General features: G+C 66.8%; 12 protein-coding genes and 1 pseudogene. 8 read left to right on the forward strand and 5 right to left on the reverse strand.

The genetic code is table 11. The annotated features are described in order from the left end of the window. Positions 1 to 162: 162 nt before the first annotated feature. Positions 163 to 435, reverse strand: coding sequence for a hypothetical protein (locus tag AB0B45_RS15555; RefSeq protein WP_358130612.1), 273 nt, complete (start codon positions 433 to 435; stop codon positions 163 to 165). Positions 436 to 460: 25 nt separating this feature from the next. Between AB0B45_RS15555 and AB0B45_RS15560 the strand changes: the two genes are divergently transcribed. The 4 genes from AB0B45_RS15560 to AB0B45_RS15575 all read left to right on the forward strand — a co-directional run bounded on the left by AB0B45_RS15560 (position 461) and on the right by AB0B45_RS15575 (position 5,825). Further along, on the forward strand, positions 461 to 1,471 hold the full coding sequence (locus tag AB0B45_RS15560; RefSeq protein ID WP_358130615.1) for a hypothetical protein: 1,011 nt from the start codon (positions 461 to 463) through the stop codon (positions 1,469 to 1,471). A 341-nt stretch (positions 1,472 to 1,812) separates the two neighbouring features. Beyond that, positions 1,813 to 2,493, forward strand: coding sequence for a hypothetical protein (locus AB0B45_RS15565; protein WP_358130618.1), 681 nt, complete (start codon positions 1,813 to 1,815; stop codon positions 2,491 to 2,493). Positions 2,494 to 2,592: 99 nt separating this feature from the next. Then, entirely contained in the window at positions 2,593 to 4,008 is a 1,416-nt protein-coding gene (locus tag AB0B45_RS15570) for a transcriptional regulator (protein ID WP_358130621.1), read from the forward strand. After that, the gene (locus AB0B45_RS15575; protein WP_358130624.1) at positions 4,005 to 5,825 is read left to right on the forward strand and encodes a DEAD/DEAH box helicase; all 1,821 of its coding nucleotides are present in this window, start codon (positions 4,005 to 4,007) and stop codon (positions 5,823 to 5,825) included. Before AB0B45_RS15570 ends, AB0B45_RS15575 begins: the two co-directional genes overlap by 4 nt. Positions 5,826 to 6,213: 388 nt before the next feature. Here the strand turns inward: AB0B45_RS15575 and AB0B45_RS15580 are convergent, their stop codons facing one another. Together AB0B45_RS15580 and AB0B45_RS15585 are read right to left on the reverse strand one after the other, a co-directional pair. Next, the gene (locus AB0B45_RS15580; protein WP_358130627.1) at positions 6,214 to 6,828 is read right to left on the reverse strand and encodes a DUF2637 domain-containing protein; all 615 of its coding nucleotides are present in this window, start codon (positions 6,826 to 6,828) and stop codon (positions 6,214 to 6,216) included. Positions 6,829 to 7,124: 296 nt separating this feature from the next. Further along, a pseudogene (locus AB0B45_RS15585) lies at positions 7,125 to 8,009 on the reverse strand (phosphorothioated DNA-binding restriction endonuclease). A 95-nt stretch (positions 8,010 to 8,104) separates the two neighbouring features. Between AB0B45_RS15585 and AB0B45_RS15590 the strand changes: the two are divergent. Beyond that, positions 8,105 to 11,170: a DUF3427 domain-containing protein gene (locus AB0B45_RS15590; protein WP_358130629.1), complete on the forward strand. Its 3,066-nt coding sequence runs from the start codon at positions 8,105 to 8,107 to the stop codon at positions 11,168 to 11,170. A gap of 401 nt (positions 11,171 to 11,571) precedes the next feature. On the opposite strand, the gene AB0B45_RS15595 is transcribed toward AB0B45_RS15590, so the two are convergent. After that, the gene (locus AB0B45_RS15595) at positions 11,572 to 12,144 is read right to left on the reverse strand and encodes a TetR/AcrR family transcriptional regulator (protein ID WP_358130631.1); all 573 of its coding nucleotides are present in this window, start codon (positions 12,142 to 12,144) and stop codon (positions 11,572 to 11,574) included. A 99-nt stretch (positions 12,145 to 12,243) separates the two neighbouring features. Between AB0B45_RS15595 and AB0B45_RS15600 the strand changes: the two genes are divergently transcribed. From AB0B45_RS15600 to AB0B45_RS15610, 3 genes are all read left to right on the forward strand, one after another. Further along, a complete protein-coding gene (locus AB0B45_RS15600; RefSeq protein ID WP_358130633.1) occupies positions 12,244 to 12,531 on the forward strand; it encodes an antibiotic biosynthesis monooxygenase in 288 nt (95 codons plus the stop codon). A 101-nt stretch (positions 12,532 to 12,632) separates the two neighbouring features. After that, a complete protein-coding gene (locus AB0B45_RS15605; protein ID WP_358131085.1) occupies positions 12,633 to 12,899 on the forward strand; it encodes a helix-turn-helix domain-containing protein in 267 nt (88 codons plus the stop codon). Then, positions 12,847 to 13,344, forward strand: coding sequence for a hypothetical protein (locus AB0B45_RS15610; RefSeq protein ID WP_358130635.1), 498 nt, complete (start codon positions 12,847 to 12,849; stop codon positions 13,342 to 13,344). Before AB0B45_RS15605 ends, AB0B45_RS15610 begins: the two co-directional genes overlap by 53 nt. Positions 13,345 to 13,550: 206 nt before the next feature. Here the strand turns inward: AB0B45_RS15610 and AB0B45_RS15615 are convergent, their stop codons facing one another. Continuing rightward, positions 13,551 to 15,272 carry a serine/threonine-protein kinase gene (locus tag AB0B45_RS15615; protein WP_358130636.1) on the reverse strand — a complete coding sequence of 574 codons (1,722 nt, stop codon included), beginning with the start codon at positions 15,270 to 15,272 and terminating at the stop codon, positions 13,551 to 13,553. Between the last annotated feature and the right edge of the window lie 764 nt (positions 15,273 to 16,036).

A 16,036-nucleotide genomic window follows, 5' to 3' on the forward strand; every position in this document is an offset into this window, starting at 1 on the left:
CGTCACATAGACCATCTTGGTGAGGCCGCGCGGGATTGGCGCACAGTCAGCGCATTGGCCCAGGATGAGTTCATGGATGCAACGCTCGTCCGTCACTTCATCAGCGTCTCTCAAGGTCGTCCGCCCGTCCACACACAATCTAATTCACCCATCGGTAGCTGTTCAGGCGACTTGTTCTGTATCGGAGTTGGTTTCCTCCTTGACGGGTTCGTTGATCCAGACCGCCTTGGACAGGCTGAACGGGGTGGGCTTGCGGCGGAACCGGCCGGGGTTGGCGGCGTAGGCGGCCTGGAGCGTCCGGGCTCGCTCGGCCCGGATCTGGCCGGCGGTGCCCAGATGGACCGAGGCTGCGGCAACGAACTGTTCGGCCAGCTCGGCGTTCTCGCGGGCGTGGACCTCCCAGTGCACGACGTAGCGCGAGTAGATGTCGATCATGACATACAGGTCGTAGTAGACGCCCTTGACCGCTCCCTTCAGTTTGGTGATGCCCCAGGTGAAAACCTCCGACGGGGCGCGGGCGACCCGGCCGCGCCCCGGCCGCGTGTGTGGTCTGGCGCCGGCGCTCGCGCACCTCGCCGCGCTCGCGCAGCAGCCGGTACATGGTGGAGATCGAGCACAGGTAGAGGCCCTCGTCCAGCAACGTGGCCCACACCTGCGCCGACGCCTTGAGATCCGCCGGCTGCTGGCCGCGCTCAACCTCACCACGACCCACACGATCACGGACATCTCTGCGCTGGTCAGACTGGCGCCGCCGCCATCAGGCAACAGCCCGCCACTGGCACTACCAGCGCAGATCCCAACCATGATCGCGATGTGTCACTGGGGTTCAAACCGGGGTTGCTCCTGCATCCTGAACGCTGCAGCGGAGTCGTGCCAGTGCCTGGGCATCCGTGACATTGCCGACGTCTATCAGATGGCTGACTACTGCGATGACGATCCTTTCGGGCCTGCTCCCGACCTTCCGGAGGAGGGTATTCGTAGCCTCCGTAAGACCCCGGCCCCGGCACGCCTGGATCGCGGCGGCGGCCTCTACCGCAGGCGCCTTGCCGCCGGCATAGTCCAACATTCCGACGGCGTGCTCGTAACGGCCGCTGTCCAGATACAGCGCCAGTTCGTCGACCGGCCAAAGTACGTCCACCGCCAAGTTGTTGCGCCGGTCCCCATCTGTGGCAGGGACCGGCGCAACGGACGGAGCGCCGGTCCCGGCCGCCGTTGCCGCCGGTGCCCCACTATCCGCGTGCGCAACGGCATCCGCGGCCGGCCCTGCGGCGGTGTGCTTGTCCTCGTCCAAGACTCGCTGCAGGAGGCGTTGCAGCTCCTTCTCGGCCACGGTCTCGGCAGGTTTCTTGCGCTCCGCGAGTCGGCGGAGTTCGAGGACCGTCTGTGTGTCGGGATTCTGTACCTGCCCCGACGCAAGCCGGTTGAGGGCGGAGCGGGAGCGGTGAATCTGACGCTCGACGCTGCGCAATGACCCGCCCGTATCGTGCAACAGATTGCGCACCGCCTGGGCGAGTTCGCGCCGTGCCGGTGAAAGGGAGGCTGGAAGGGGCTTCGTTCGCCCGCGTGGAGGCACAGACAACTCCTTGGGGTCCCTCTGGGATATCAGCTCCATCTTTGCGGACGCCTATGACAATTGAGGGTCCTGTCGCGCCAGAGAGACACTGCGGGACACAGCAGCAAGGCGGGACATAGCAGGGACAGAAAAGGCTTCCCGTAACGCAGATGCTTGCGCTTCGCTGGAGGAGCTGGCGGAACCGGCCCGCTAACAGCCCCGGGCCGTCATCACGTTGTAGACGAGAGGATCCGAGGAGCATGGTGACAATACCGTCCTGGACGGACGAGGGACTCGGCACCAAGAAGCGCGTGGCGCTGTGGCTGGTTCAGGAGGTCGGAATCGGGAGCGTGTTTACCAAGGAGCAGCTGCGGACTGCGTTCGACGGGGTCAGTCAGGTCGACCGCCGTATGAGGGAGTTGCGAGACCACGAGTGGCAGATCGACACCAACCGGGAGGATCCGGCTCTCGATCCCAGAGAGCACCGGTTCGTGCGGCAGGGTCTGCCGGTGTGGGAGCCCGGCATGGCAAGCCGCAAGGCGACCGAGTCCATGGGAGCCGTACAGCGCCGTGCCGTGCTGATGGAGGACAACTATCTGTGCCGGACCTGCGGCATCGGAAACGGTGAAGCGTACGCCGACGGCTACGGAGCAACCTCCCATCTGGACATTGCGCGGCGCCAGGTCACTTTGCCCGGTAGTGGCACCGAAGTGCAGTTGGTCACCGAATGCAACCGATGCCGCGTCGGCGGGCGTGACGCCGACTGTGATCTAGGCACCCTCGCGGCGGCACTGGCGCAGCTGTCGGCGTACGAGCGCAAGATGCTGTCCGCCTGGATGGAGCAGGACGCCCGCAGCTTCAACGAGGTCGAGAAGCTTTGGGGCGTCTACCGAACCCTGCCAGCGTCGGCGCGCGCCGAGGTCCGCAGCATGCTCCAGTAGCCCCCTTCTCCGAGGCCGCGGGTCCGGCGCCGCAACCCGTGTGCCGGTGCCTCCCTGGCAGCTTTTTGATCGCTTTCACCCACGCGAAGGAGCACTCACGTGTCGATCGACTTTGGCCAGCCCCGCGAGGCTGCCGACAACCGCGAGCTCGTGGCTCAGCGACTGAAGGAGCTGCGCAACGGGAGCGGAGTCCCGGAGACGCTGACAGTCGAATGGCGCGGAAAGCCCACCCATGTCGAGGTCATCGACATGCCGGTCGAAGTCCTGCGCTACAACCCCGGCACGCACCGCATCCGCGCCCAGCGCGCCTACGACCCGGCCCGGGACCGGGCACTGGACGAGGAACCCTGGAGCCCTGAGAGCCAGGACTACCTCCATTCCCTGCTGAAGGCACTGCCGGCCGACCCTTCCACGACCGACAAGGCCTTCGAGGACCTGACGGAGAGCCTGCGTGAGTACCAGCAGAACGAACCCGGGCTGATCACCCGCGACGGCATCCTCGTTAACGGCAACACTCGCCGCGCCGCCCTCAAGGAACTTGGGCGACCCAACATGCGGGTCGGCGTCCTGCCTGAGAGCTGCACATGGAACGACATCCACGCTGTTGAGCTCTCCCTCCAGCTGCGCCCGGACACCCGGCGGGACTACTCCTACATCAACCACCTGCTCGCCCTGGAGGAGCAGGTGAAGCTCGGCAAGCCTCTGCCGGAAATCGCCCGGAACTTCCATACCACGACACCGGCCTGTGACCGTGACCTATGGATCCTGGCCCAGTTGCGGGATCTCCTCAACCGCAGTGCTACCAGCGCTGCCTCGCTACGGCTCATGGATTTCGAGAACGCAAAGGAGAGGTTCCTTGAGCTCTATCGCACCTACAACACCGAATCCGCGCGTAACCGGGAGCGTGCCGACCTGATGAAGGAGGGCCGTCTCGCGGCCATCGTGCTCGAATTCGCCAAGACGGACGTCCGGTTCATCCAGCCCGACTTCCACGAGCGATTCCTGGAGCAGCGGCTGCCCGCAGAGCTCAGGTTGGCACCCGCACAGGAGACCACAGCTGTAGCCATCCCTGGCCTCGGCCGCACTGTCCAAGCTGCCAGCGCGAGGGTCACCGCAGCCAAGGCGCTCACCGACTCCCTCCTGCGGGCCAAAGCTGTCAAGGCAGCAGGCTCCACCGCGACCACCGAGGAGCAGAGGGCAGCAGCAGAGGTCTTCGACCGCGCACACAAGGTCTTCGACGAGGCGCTGGAGTTCGCCGGCAAGGACTTCCGGCTCCGTAAGAAGCGCCTCGCCGCCCCCGACCGGGTCGCCGACGCGTGCAATGACCTTGAGCAGTGTGTTACCGACCTCGTCCTCGCCCGCGGCAACGGGAGTCTGGATGAAGGCGCGTTCGACGACGCCCTACTGCAGCTGCGCATCATCATGGAGCGCGTTGCCATCGAGGCCGGCAAGAGCGTACCGCTCCCAGGCGAGGGACTGACATGGCTCAATAGGGCCGTGGGGAGGCAGCGGTGACGGCGGCACAGACGGAGCCGTCGCTGCGGATCGCATTCGACGTCTCGCGAACCCGCGTGGTCCTGCGCACCATGCCCGGGCACGAGCAGGATTTCGCGGACCTCGCCGCACGCATCGCCCCAGGCGGCCAGCGCGGGCCGCTGGTGGGGGAGTTCGACCTTGACGACTTCCTCGACCGCCTCATCGAGCTCGGCTCCTGGCGCCACGACGGCGTCGAGTGGGAAGACGCGCTTCTCCAACTCGTTAACGGCGTCCTCGACGACGCCGAGCGGGCCGAGCAGACACTCCGCAGCGGCGCAGACGTCGGCCAAGGCGCGATAGCACCAGACGACATGCTCGGGCTGCTCGGCGAAAGCTGGATCGGTGACCTCACTCCTTTCCAGCTCCGTGACGCCGCACGGCTGCTGTCGCTCGGCCACGGCGCGAATTTCAGCGTCCCCGGCGCTGGCAAGACCCGCGTCTCACTCGCTGTCTACGCCGCCATGCGCGAACAGGGCCTGGCCAAGCGGCTCCTCGTCGTCGGACCCAAGTCCGCCTACGAGGCTTGGCTGACAGAAAGCCAGCTCTGCTTCCGAGCGCCGCCGCGCACCGCTGTCATGACCCACACTCCCGACTATGGTGCCGAGGTGCTGCTGGTCAACTACGAGCGTCTGTCCCGGGCTGTCCCCAGACTCGTACCCTGGCTGGGTGCCGCGCCATCGATGCTGGTGCTCGACGAGGCCCACCGCATGAAGCTCGGCGCCAATGGAACCTATGGCTCAGCCTGCCTCGCACTCGGGCCCACCGCCGCTCGGCGGCTCATCCTCACCGGCACTCCGGCCCCAAACGGGGCTCGGGACCTGGAGAACCTGCTGTCGTTCGTCTGGCCAGGCCGCGGCAAACGCGTTGTCTCTGACGCCGTACGCGGCGGCGACCTCGCCTACGCCAGCACCGTGCTGCGGCCGCTGTTCACCCGCACCACCAAGCGGGAACTGGGCCTGCCGCCGTTCGAGCCGAAAGTTCGCTATGTCAGTCTGCCGCCGATCCATCGGGAGGTGTACGAGGCACTCAAGGGAAATTTCTCTGCACGGGCTGAGGCATGCCGCGACGACATCGAAGCCCTCGGCCGGGCAGCGCTGCGCCTGCTCATGGCCGCAACCAGCCCGGCGCTTCTGATCGAGGGCAGCAGCCCGTACGAGCCGCTCGCCTACGGGCCATCGCCACTGGAGGCCACCCCCGGAGACTCTCTCTATGCGCTTCTGCGCGACCTACCCAGCTACGAACTCTCCCCCAAGTTCCAGGAGACCGTCCAGATCGTCGCCACCAACGCAGCAGCCGGCCGCAAGACGATCGTGTGGACGACCTTCGTGCGCAACATCACCACCCTGGCCGAGCTCCTCTCCCCCCACTGCCCGGCCGTCGTCCACGGCGGCACGGCCGACCGGGACGAGGAGATCCGACGGTTTCGCGAAGATCCCGACTGCATGGTGCTGATCTCAAATCCCGCCACCCTCGGTGAGGGCATAAGCCTGCACCAGGTCTGCCACGACGCAATCTACGTCGATCGCGACTTCATGGCCGGCCGGTTCCTGCAGAGCCTTGACCGCATCCACCGCTTGGGCTTGGCCCCTGGAACGGAGACCAGGGTCACCGTTCTCGTCGCGGAAGGCACCATCGACGAAGTGGTCCAACTGCGTCTCGAGGCAAAGCTCGAGTTCATGAGCAGCATCCTGGACGACCCAGAGGTGCGCCAGCTTGCAGACCTCGTCGAAGAGCCCGTCGGCAGCTACGGCCTGGACCTGGCGGACATCCGCGAACTCCTGCGCCACCTGGGGTAGGGCTCCGCAGAGGCCGCAGACCGGACTCGCGCCGCCTCCATGCCGGACACCACGGCCAATAGACGGGCACCGCCAGGCTCATCCCAGGCCTTAACCTGCCCGGTTGGATGTCAGCTGCTTGTTACGACACGTCCACAGCGGTTCGCTCGCGCTCGCCTTCCCGGTCCCCACCTGACGCATCAACGTGCGCCTTTTCCCCGAGACGCTCACCACGACGGTCTTCAGCCAACGCAGCTCTGGTGCGGTTTGACGCCTCCCCCCGCAGGGCGACGCCGAAGGTCCCACCTTCATCTCCTGCACAGCACCGCATCCAGCGAGGTCGCCTACACAACAACCTCACCTCCCGCGCTCGTGGCGCACGTTAAATCACAATCTGACAGAGTGGCCCTCAGCCCAGGTCGCCCGCCGCCCCGGCGCGCTTTATCCAACGGCCCCATCGCGCACTGCGCGAGAACTGGGTAGCGATAACGGCGCCCGAGGGAAGGCTTCCGTCCTGGCTGCGATTGGCGAGCGCCCACCGCCAGGCCGTTCGGCGAAGATCTTGAAGGTCAGCGTCCATCCCGCTACTCTCGTGCGGCGCGCAGGTACCCATCTCCCGGATGGCATGGCGCTGTCGGACCTGACCCATCAGCATCTCGTAGGCGCCGATCAATGCAAACGACGGCCACGCGGCGATGATCCGGGCGATCAGCGTCGCATCGGCGACAGCCACGTTGGCACCAAGGCTGGCCAGGCTGCCGACGATCAGCAGAAGCCACGCCAACACCCCTCCCCGGCGGCCATACCGGCTCGCCAGCAGGATGGACATCGACGAGGCCACGATCATGCCATCCACTGCAAGCGGGATCAGCATCGCCCCGAGCTCGCTCTCGCCGTGGCGGAGCGCCAGCTTGTGCATATGCCGGTACGAAACCACCGCGGCTATTCCCGCGACCAGTATCACAGACGAGGTAGTCGTCCAACGGATCCAACGATCGGCCGTCGCGTATGAAGACGAGCTCATCGGTCCCCGGCACCACCCTTTACCACCTCAGCGCGAGCCTCGACGACGAGGCGGCCACACGAAACCGCAGGTGGAAGTGCCGTAGTTTTGCTGTGTGCCCTGCCGGGGGCACACAGTTGATCAGCCATTTCGGCACCTGACCTGCGGCTTCCCGGCCGCAGGTCTATTGCTTTCAGGGCAGTCGTGTGCGGTCGATGCCGCCGCCAGTCAGTGCTCGCGGGATATTCGCGGGATGGTCTTGCCGACGTTTTCTCAGGTGAGCGCCGGTTCGGGGCTATCCGGGTACGGCCGATACCTCAGCCGCGGGCGGGCGTAAGGAAGACCTGGCGGCCGTGCCAGTCGATGTGGTCCTTATCGACCGCCTCCAGGCCCGGCTGGGGCTCGGGGCCGGGCGACCGGCCAGGGAGAGGACCATACCGCGGGAGGCTTCCGATCGGCCGACGAACTGGCCGAGACGGCGATGGTCCGGCCCGTGGTCAGTCCCGGGATACCCTTGTCGAACAGCTTGTGGTGGATCGCGCATAGGCGCAACCCGTTGGCCAACTCATCGGGACTGTCAAAGGCCCACCAGCGCACGTGCGCCGCGTCTAGGCCGACCGCCGCGCCGTCCAGCCAGCCGTCGTAGGAGCAGAACGCGCAGCAGTACTCGTATGCCATGAGTACCCGGTCACGAAAGCCCGGGTCACGGCGTACGGCCAGCGATGTTCTGAGCTCCCCGCCGGTTTCGAGCCTCTCCAGGTCCAGGCGGGCCAGCATGCACAGGTCCGTATGCAGGGATGAGGCGAAGTTGGCGTCGAGGATGTAGCGGGCGATCCGGCCCAGCAGCCCGGGCTCCTCCGACAGCGCGCGGGCCAGATCGGGGTGGAGGCGGCCGCTGGCCTGGCTGTCGCGCAACCGACCCAACTCTGGGCCTGGGCTGCCCGGGCCGTGGCGGGTGTCGACCAGCCACAGGCCGTCGCTCGTCAAGTGATGGAACGGGTAGCCAGGGCTGGTGTCGCGGGGCGGGCCGTACTCTTGAGTAGTTTCTTGAGCTCGGCCTCGGCGGCGCTGAACGGGATGGGGCGGTTACCGTGCCGCTGGAAATGGCCCAGGACGTACAGGAGAAGGAGCGGCTTGTGCGGTGCTCGCTCGCCGCCTCTGGTCCAGCGCCGGATCTCCGCGATCCGCTCGATCCAGTCCACGGTCGGCAGTGTAGGACGATCTTCCCGCCGCGTCAGGACAGACGGTCGCTGACTTTCGCATATGCCGTAGCCGGCCACACCCTATAGTCGCCGAGGTGAGCGATCTTCAGCCGGGCATCTACCAACATCTGATTACCCGTGAGGTAGACGCCCTCCTGCAAGCGGTATCTGATCGCGAGCTGATCGACCGGCGTTCATTGGACATCGCCGACTCACACGAGACCTTGGCCAGGCATCTTGCCGCGCTCACCCGTCGTGCGCTGCGTTCCGTACGGGGTGACAGCGATGCCGTGCGGCTGGCCCGGCAGGTAGAGATTGTCAACCGGATCGCCGACCTCATCGGCGACCTGGTGCCCGAGGCCGCCTGCCCCGAGGAACTCGTGGAGGCCGCCGAGGAACTGCTGGGCATCGCCAGGAGCAGAGACGCGGCCCGCCAGGTACGGTTTCCCGCGCGTCCTGTGATCCCTCTGACCGCTAGTGCATTGCTGGTTAACGGCAGGGGGCAGCCGGAGATCGGCCATGAGCTCAAGCGCGAGCTTGCCTCCGCCGATCACGTGGACCTGCTCTGCGCGTTTGTGAAGTGGAACGGCGTACGGGTACTGGCGGAGGCGATCGAGGAATTTCTGGCGCGTGGCGGCCGGCTAAGGGTGGTGACCACCACGTACATCGGCGCCACTGACCGCCTCGCGCTGGACCGGCTGGCGGCTATGGGCGCCGAGATCCGCGTCTCCTATGACACCCGGATGACGAGACTGCATGCGAAGGCATGGCTGTTCCATCGGGGCAGCGGCTTGTCGACTGCCTATGTGGGCTCCTCCAACCTGTCGCGAACTGCCCTCAGCCATGGACTCGAGTGGAACGTACGACTCGCTCAAGCCGAACAGCCCCATCTGATCGACACGTTCATCGCCACGTTCGACGACTACTGGGGCGATCCGTCTTTCGAGCCCTATGATCCGGCGCAGGATGCCGAGCGGCTTGACCGTGCCCTGTCCGCCGAGCGGGCCGGCGGCCGGGTGGCCGTGCTCGATTTCGCGCACGTCGACGTCCGGCCTTACTCCTATCAGCGTGAGATCCTCGACGAGCTCGACGCCGAACGGCAGATTCACGGTCGGTGGCGAAACTTGGTCGTCATGGCCACGGGTACCGGCAAGACTGTGGTCGCCGCGCTGGACTATCGGCGTCTGCGTGCGGCCGGGCAGGCGGATTCGCTGCTATTCGTCGCCCATCGTGCCGAGATTCTGCGGCAGAGCCTGCTCACCTTCCGGCAGGTGATGCGGGATGAGACGCTCGGCGAGCTGTACGTTGACGGCGCTCGCCCCGAGCGGTGGCGGCACGTGTTCGCCTCCGTCCAGTCGTTGCACGCCAACCCGCTGCCGGAGCCGGACAGGTTCGACATGGTGATCGTGGATGAGTTCCACCATGCCGAGGCCTCGACGTACCGACGCCTGCTGTCGGCGGTGCGGCCGAAGGTGCTCTTGGGGCTGACCGCGACGCCGGAACGCGCCGACGGCCAGGACATCAAGCACTGGTTCGGTGGCCGGATCGCCACCGAACTGCGCTTGTGGGAGGCACTGGAGCGAGGGCTCTTGGCTCCGTTCCAGTATTTCGGCGTCCACGACGGCACTGACCTGCGCCAGGTTGGCTGGCGGCGGGGCCAAGGGTACGACGCGGGCCAGCTCTCGAACGTCTACACCGGTAACGACCGCCGCGTCGCTGTGGTGTTGGAGACGTTGCAGCGCAAGATTGGCGATGTGGGGCGGATGCGGGCTATCGGCTTCTGCGTAAGCATCGACCACGCCCGGTTCATGGCCGACCACTTCACCCGAGCCGGGCTCCCCTCGGTGGCTGTTACCGCGCAGAGTCCGGCGGGCGAACGTTCCCAGGCGCTACGAGACCTGAGAGACCGGCGGATCAACGCGGTGTTCACCGTTGACCTCTTCAACGAGGGCATCGACATTCCGGAGATCGACACCGTGCTCTTCCTGCGCCCCACCGACAGCGCCACCATCTTCCTGCAGCAACTCGGGCGAGGCCTGCGACTGGCCGACGATAAGCCGTGCCTGACCGTACTCGACTTCGTCGGCCATCAGCACAAACAATTCCGCTTCGACCGGCGCTATCGCGCCCTCACCGGCGCCAGCCGTACCGGAATCGCACGAGAGATCGAGCAGGGGTTCCCGACCCTGCCCGCCGGCTGCGTGATCGACCTAGACCGTGATGTGCGCCGGCTGGTCCTCGAGAACGTCCGGCAAGCGCTCAGCCTGAACTGGCGGGATCTGGCACGCGAGCTCCGCGACCTCGGGGACGTCAGTATGCCCGAGTTTCTCCAGGAGACAGGGCTGGACGTGGAGGATCTTTATCGGCGCCGTCAGGGCTGGGCCTCCCTGCGGCATACCGCGGGTATAGAAGCTGCATCCCCTGACGAAGGGCTCGGACGGGCTTTCGGCAGAATGCTGCATATTGACGACGTCGAGCGTCTCGCCTTCTTGACCGAGGTGCTGGCCGGCCGAATTCCGCAGTCCCCGCGCGAGCTCCGCCTCATGGCCATGCTGGATGCGATGTTGTGGGGTGGCAGCGAGCCAATCTCTGGGATGGAAGCCCGGCTCGCGCGGCTCACGGGTGCTCGCGCCGCGGAGCTCAAGGAGTTGGCGGACGTCCTGCGCTCGGGAATCCGTCACGTGGCCCCGCGTCTGGATCCTGTCGTGCCATTGCACGTCCATGCGCAATACAGCAAGAACGAGGTGCTGGCTGCCTTCGGCATCGACAAGCCCGCGCATATGCGAGAAGGGGTCAAGTACGTCGAGGAGCACGGCTCGGACCTGTTCTTCGTCACCATCGACAAGTCCGAGGACCACTACTCTCCCACCACGCTCTACCATGATCGGGCGATCAGCGAGCAGCTGTTCCAGTGGGAGTCGCAGAGCACCCTGCGGTCCTCGACCGCTACTGCTCGCCGCTATCTGACGGGTGCGTCCACGGTTCATCTCCTGATCCGGCAGTCCAAGCGCGATGAAGGGCTGGGGGCTCCGCCGTACACCTACGCCGGTCCCATGCGATACGTGAGCCACGATGGTGAACGACCTATCAGGTTCGTTTGGCGCCTGGACCATCCCCTCCCGCCCGAGGTGTACCACTACGCCAAGGTCACCGCAGGCTGAGCCGACAGCGGGTTCGCCGCGCCGCCGTCGGCGGTCATCCACAGGCAGACAAGTTCGGCGATTGGTATCGAGGGTGCGTGTCACTTAGGAGGTTTTCCCTACCGCCAATTCCTTGCGGCGCTCACATAATTAAACGATCGTGCTGACTCTATGGAAGGTCTCCCTGAGGCGCGCTTCCGCTGCTCGCTGAGTGTCGATGTGGGGCGGACCGCCCATCCTCGTGGCCGAATCATGGCCGTCTCTCGTCACTGCTCAAGGTCGTACGTCCTCGCTTCGCTCCGGGCGCTCCAGCTTGGCCAGTTCCTCAATATGGCAGACGAGAGCCGTCGAGGAACGCGACCGGCTGGCGCGTCATGAGCACCCCGGGCGTTGCCGGCGGCGGCCAGGGGTCTGGGAAGGTGTCATCCACCGGGGTTGTCGTGTGGGAGGTCGAGGATGATGTCGGCGGCGCGGGCGATGACCGGGGCGCGGGTGCGGCCGGGGTGGTCGGCGGCGAGGAAGTGGCTACCGATGGCCGTGCAGAATGCGAGCAGGGCGCGCGCCTCGACCTCGTCAGGGTCGGCGCAGAAGGTGCTGATCGCGTCACGCGCCAACTGAATGCGCTTGTTGTCCACGCGGCGCAGGCGGGCGGCGACGGTGTGGTCGCGGCGGGCCCATTCGCGGATGGCCAGGTCGATGGGCAGCAGGCGGTCGCTGGAGAAGGTGAGCCGCCCGGCCAGGCGGACCTTGTCGCGCGGGTTGCCGCACTCCCGCTCGACCCGGTCGATTACGTCGTCGACGCTCTCGCGCTCCCAGGTGTCCAGCATCTCGGTCAGCAGTGCGTCGCGGTCGGCGAAGTAGCCGTAGAAGCCCCCCTTGGTCACCCCCAGCGCCTTGGCGAGCGCCTCGATCCGCACCGCGTCCACACCGCCTGCGGCCAGCGCCCGCAGCCCCTCCTCGATCCACTGCTCCCGCGGTGTCCGCAACGCGCCCATCTGTGGCCCACCTCACCCTCTCAGACCTGTTGTACGAAGCCGTACAACAGGTCTAGCCTCACGTTGTACGGTATCGTATAACCCGAGAGGGGACACGTCATGTCATTCGGTTTCGTTGCCTTCCACTACCCGGCCCCCGAGCACGTCGATGCGTTCCTCGCCGAGTGCCACCAGGTCGCCGAGGCGATGCGGCGGCAGGCGGGCTTCGAGTCCGTCGGGGTCTGGGTCACCCCGGACGGCGACGCCGTCGTCACCACCGGCGCGTTCGAGTCCGAGGAGGCCTTCCTGGCGACGGCTGACCTCGCCCGGGAGATGGACGCGACGCCCGACGGCCTGAGTGACCTGGAGGTCAGGCCCCGCGAGGTCCACTTCCTTGTGTCGCGCTAACGGTCTTGGTGAGGTCAACTCCCCGTTGGAGTAGGAGCTTTGGCGGAAATGGTGATGCCGAAGACCTGACGGTGGAGTTGACGCCCGAGCAGCAGGCCGGGGTGCGGCAGCGGGCCGGGCGTGATCTTTCACTGAACGAGCGGCGGCGGCTGGAGTGCGTCCAGCTGCTGGGCCGAGGGCTGACCGTGTCGCAGGTCGCCGACCTGCTGGAATGCAACCCGGTTACGGTGCGCGCGGCAGTGCAGGTCGGGCTTCGCGCCCACTACACCTGGTCGTGCATCCGGCAGCGCGCGGTGGTGCCGCGCGAGGACACCCGTGGCCGGCGGGGTCAACGCGCTGGGCGCCCTGGTCGTGGGCACCTCTCATGACCTGCTGTGGGAGCACATCCCCGGCAAGATCGACGCGGCCGTGCTGCTGGAGTTCGTCTGCTCCCGGGTGGCCGGTCTGCCCGGTGGGGCCGGCGCCCTGTCCCTGGCGGCAGACGGTGTCGGTGCCGCCCTGCCCGTCTGGCGGCGGCCGAGGCCGTGCACGGTGGTGCTGGACAACGCCTACGCGCACGTGGACAAGGCGTTCAAGGGCCGCCGCGACCAGTTGGCGAAGATCGGGGTGGAGCTGTTCCACCTCCCGCCCCGCAGCCCCGAGCTCAACGACATCGAACACCAGGCACTCACCCGCCAACGAACTCGCGTCCGAGGATCAGCAGCGGACTTCACCGCGACCGCTTTCAGGCGGTCAGCCGATCAACTTGTTCGCCGGAGCAGTCCCGTGCCCCTTCTCGATCGCCGGTCGCCAGCTGTGCGCGAACGACGGTGACATAGACCCCGAACTTCTATGGTTTCGCCAAGGTCACCGAACGAGCTTGGAGGTACGGCTCCACCGCGGAAAAGCTGTCGAGGACCCGGACAGGCGCTGGAGGCCATCCCGTGGCGATCGAGGTCGCCGGTCGGCTGCGGGCCTGGCTCGATCGTCTGCGTGCGATGCCTGACCAGTGCCGAGCGCCTCAGGACCCGCCCGCGCCGTCAACGTCCCGGCTTGACTTCCCCCATCCGCCATCCACCGTATTCGGTGGTGAAGCGCGATGTCAGCCGCGTGCCGTCGTCCAACAGCAGATGCCAGGCGAGCTCGAAGAGCGTCGGCCGATCCTGTTCATCCAGATCCAACTGCCAGGTGAGCGTCGTCTTGGCGAGGACCTCCTTGGTGTCGGCGACCGTGGGCATGCGAAGGAAACACTCCCAGAGCTGGGTCGGCGCCTTGGTCGTGGTCAGCGCGCCCGAGTACCGCCAGCCGGACGACTTGACCCGGGGCGTGACTCTCGCCAGGTCGGCGATGATGCCGATGGCGGCCATCGCGTGTGCGTACCCGGCGTACTCCATGATCGGGAAGGCTTCCAGGTCGTCGACCCGCTTGCCGTCCACGAAGTGGTCGATCCCGGACAGCAGCACCCGCTGGCGCACCCTGCCCTGGTCGGTGGTGACGGTCATGTCCATGCGGGTGTCGAGCGGCGACGATCCGGCGCTGTGGTGGTAGGAGAGCATCCCTTTGGCGCTGAACGTCCAGTCGCCTTGGCTGAGGCCGCCCTCGTAGGAGAAGTCGGCCATGGGCGTCGCGCCGACAGCGCTCTCGACGGCGGTGGCGAGATCGCCCGGCGCCGGTGGGCTCGCCTCGGGTGAGGCTGTCGGGCCGGATGCGACGGGGGTCGGTGACGATTCCGTGGTGGGCGCGGGCGAGCTCGAGGGGGAGGCGGACCCCTGGCCTCGGCGCCACAACACCACACCAGCGGTGGCGGCTGTCGCGGCCACCGCTCCGCCCGCCGCCAGCAGCGCCCGCCGTGAGACGCCGCCGGGTCTCCGCCCCGGCATCTGATGATCCCGGTTAACCCCATCATGGTGTACGGCGACGCCGGGTCCACCGGGGGTGTGAGCCGCCGCAGCGCCCTGGCGTAAGGTTGCCTCCTCCCGCTCGTTGGCGTGCCGGCGTTCGGGAGCATGCCCGTGTTCGGGAGTGTGCTCGCCCAGGAGTTCGAGCAACAGGTCCCTGGCGGCCGGCCGGTGGGCGGGATCCTTGGTCAGGGAGCGGAAGACGATCGCACGCAGAGGCTCCGGCACCTCGCTCAGATCCGGATCGGCGTGCAGGATCCGGTACGCGACGGCCGCGAAGGTGTCCGAGCCGAACGGCGGCCGCCCGCTGGCCGCGTATGCCACAGTCGAGCCCCACGCGAACACGTCCGTGGCCGGTCCCACCGGCCCGCTGGAGAACTGCTCGGGCGCCATGTACGGCGGCGTGCCGGAGGAGCCCTGCTTCGTGGTGTCGACGCCGATCAGTCGTGCGATGCCGAAGTCGATCACTCGCGGCCCGTCCGGTCCCATCAGCACGTTGCCGGGTTTGAAGTCACGGTGGACCACCCCTGCCCGGTGGATGGCGGCCAGCGCCGTGGCGGTGCCGATGGCCAGGCGAGTCAGTGCCGGGCCGCGTATCGGGGCGACCGTGGCCAGCGCGGGCCCGTCGATGAACTCGCTGGCCACGTAGGGTGGGTCGTGGTCCAGGTCGGCGCGCAGGACGCGGGCCGTGCAGAACTCATCGACCTGGCGGGCAGCTGCCAACTCGCGCGCGAAGACGTGGTCGATGCCCACGTTCATGACTTTGACGGCGGCGAGTTCGCCGCTCTCGTCCTGGCCCAGGTAGACGGTGCCCTGCCCACCTCGGCCGAGCTGGCGGATGATGCGATAGGGGCCTATGTCCACGCGTGCCTCACATGATCGAATTGACCGGCACGAGCTTAGCCCAGCACTCGATACCGGCAGGGAGTGCGAGCCCAACTCTTCAAAGTTGATCAGCGGAAGAGCCGGCCACTGATCGCGTCGGGCGGCTGGTGTTCGCGGCTCCCGCCCTGCCCAGTCCGCCGCGCTCCGACGAGGCGCTGTTCTGGCGCACCCTGGGTAGGTTGCTCCCAGCGTTCGGGCCACCCGTCGCGCGGGCCGTGCTGCGCCTGACCGGTCGGATCACCGAAGGCATGCGTAGCGTCGAGACCAAGTAAACCTCGCGTTCAGGGTTATCGCCGTCACTCGTGGAGAGCACAGTGACGAGAACGAGCGGAGCCGGACGATGCCCCGCGGCAGCCCGAGCCGGTCCAACCGTCCGGCCACTGCGAAGGGGTGAGCGCAGCCCTGCCGTGGTGAGCTCGCGGATCAGGTCGGTCTGGAATAAACACAATGTCGGGCGGCACTCCCGCAAGGCCGTGCGGCCTTGGGGAGTATCTAACAAAGGATCAAGGTTCACGTCACCGTCCATTTGCCGTCTTCTCACCTGGTCACACATGCCGCGCACCCACGGCAAGGGGCGCGCGTCGCGAGTAGGGTGCAATAGCCAACACATGTTATGTGTGACACATATAAGAAGGTCAGACCGTCTGTAATTGGACCGAGGGAAAGCCATAGCCGGCCAGTTCCAGCATTTACGGCGAGTCGCACGCAAATGTCCGAGCCGTCGTTTAACGTCGGTATCGGTG

This window comes from Nonomuraea sp. NPDC049152 (assembly GCF_040648355.1).
In the GTDB taxonomy this organism is placed as follows: domain Bacteria; phylum Actinomycetota; class Actinomycetes; order Streptosporangiales; family Streptosporangiaceae; genus Nonomuraea.

Excerpts from the sequence above, each read along its gene's own strand:
- AB0B45_RS15555 (WP_358130612.1), bottom strand. The coding sequence starts at position 435 with ATGATCGACATCTACTCGCGCTACGTCGTGCACTGGGAGGTCCACGCC.
- AB0B45_RS15565 (WP_358130618.1), top strand. The coding sequence starts at position 1,813 with ATGGTGACAATACCGTCCTGGACGGACGAGGGACTCGGCACCAAGAAG.
- AB0B45_RS15580 (WP_358130627.1), bottom strand. The coding sequence starts at position 6,828 with ATGAGCTCGTCTTCATACGCGACGGCCGATCGTTGGATCCGTTGGACG.
- AB0B45_RS15595 (WP_358130631.1), bottom strand. The coding sequence starts at position 12,144 with ATGGGCGCGTTGCGGACACCGCGGGAGCAGTGGATCGAGGAGGGGCTG.
- AB0B45_RS15600 (WP_358130633.1), top strand. The coding sequence starts at position 12,244 with ATGTCATTCGGTTTCGTTGCCTTCCACTACCCGGCCCCCGAGCACGTC.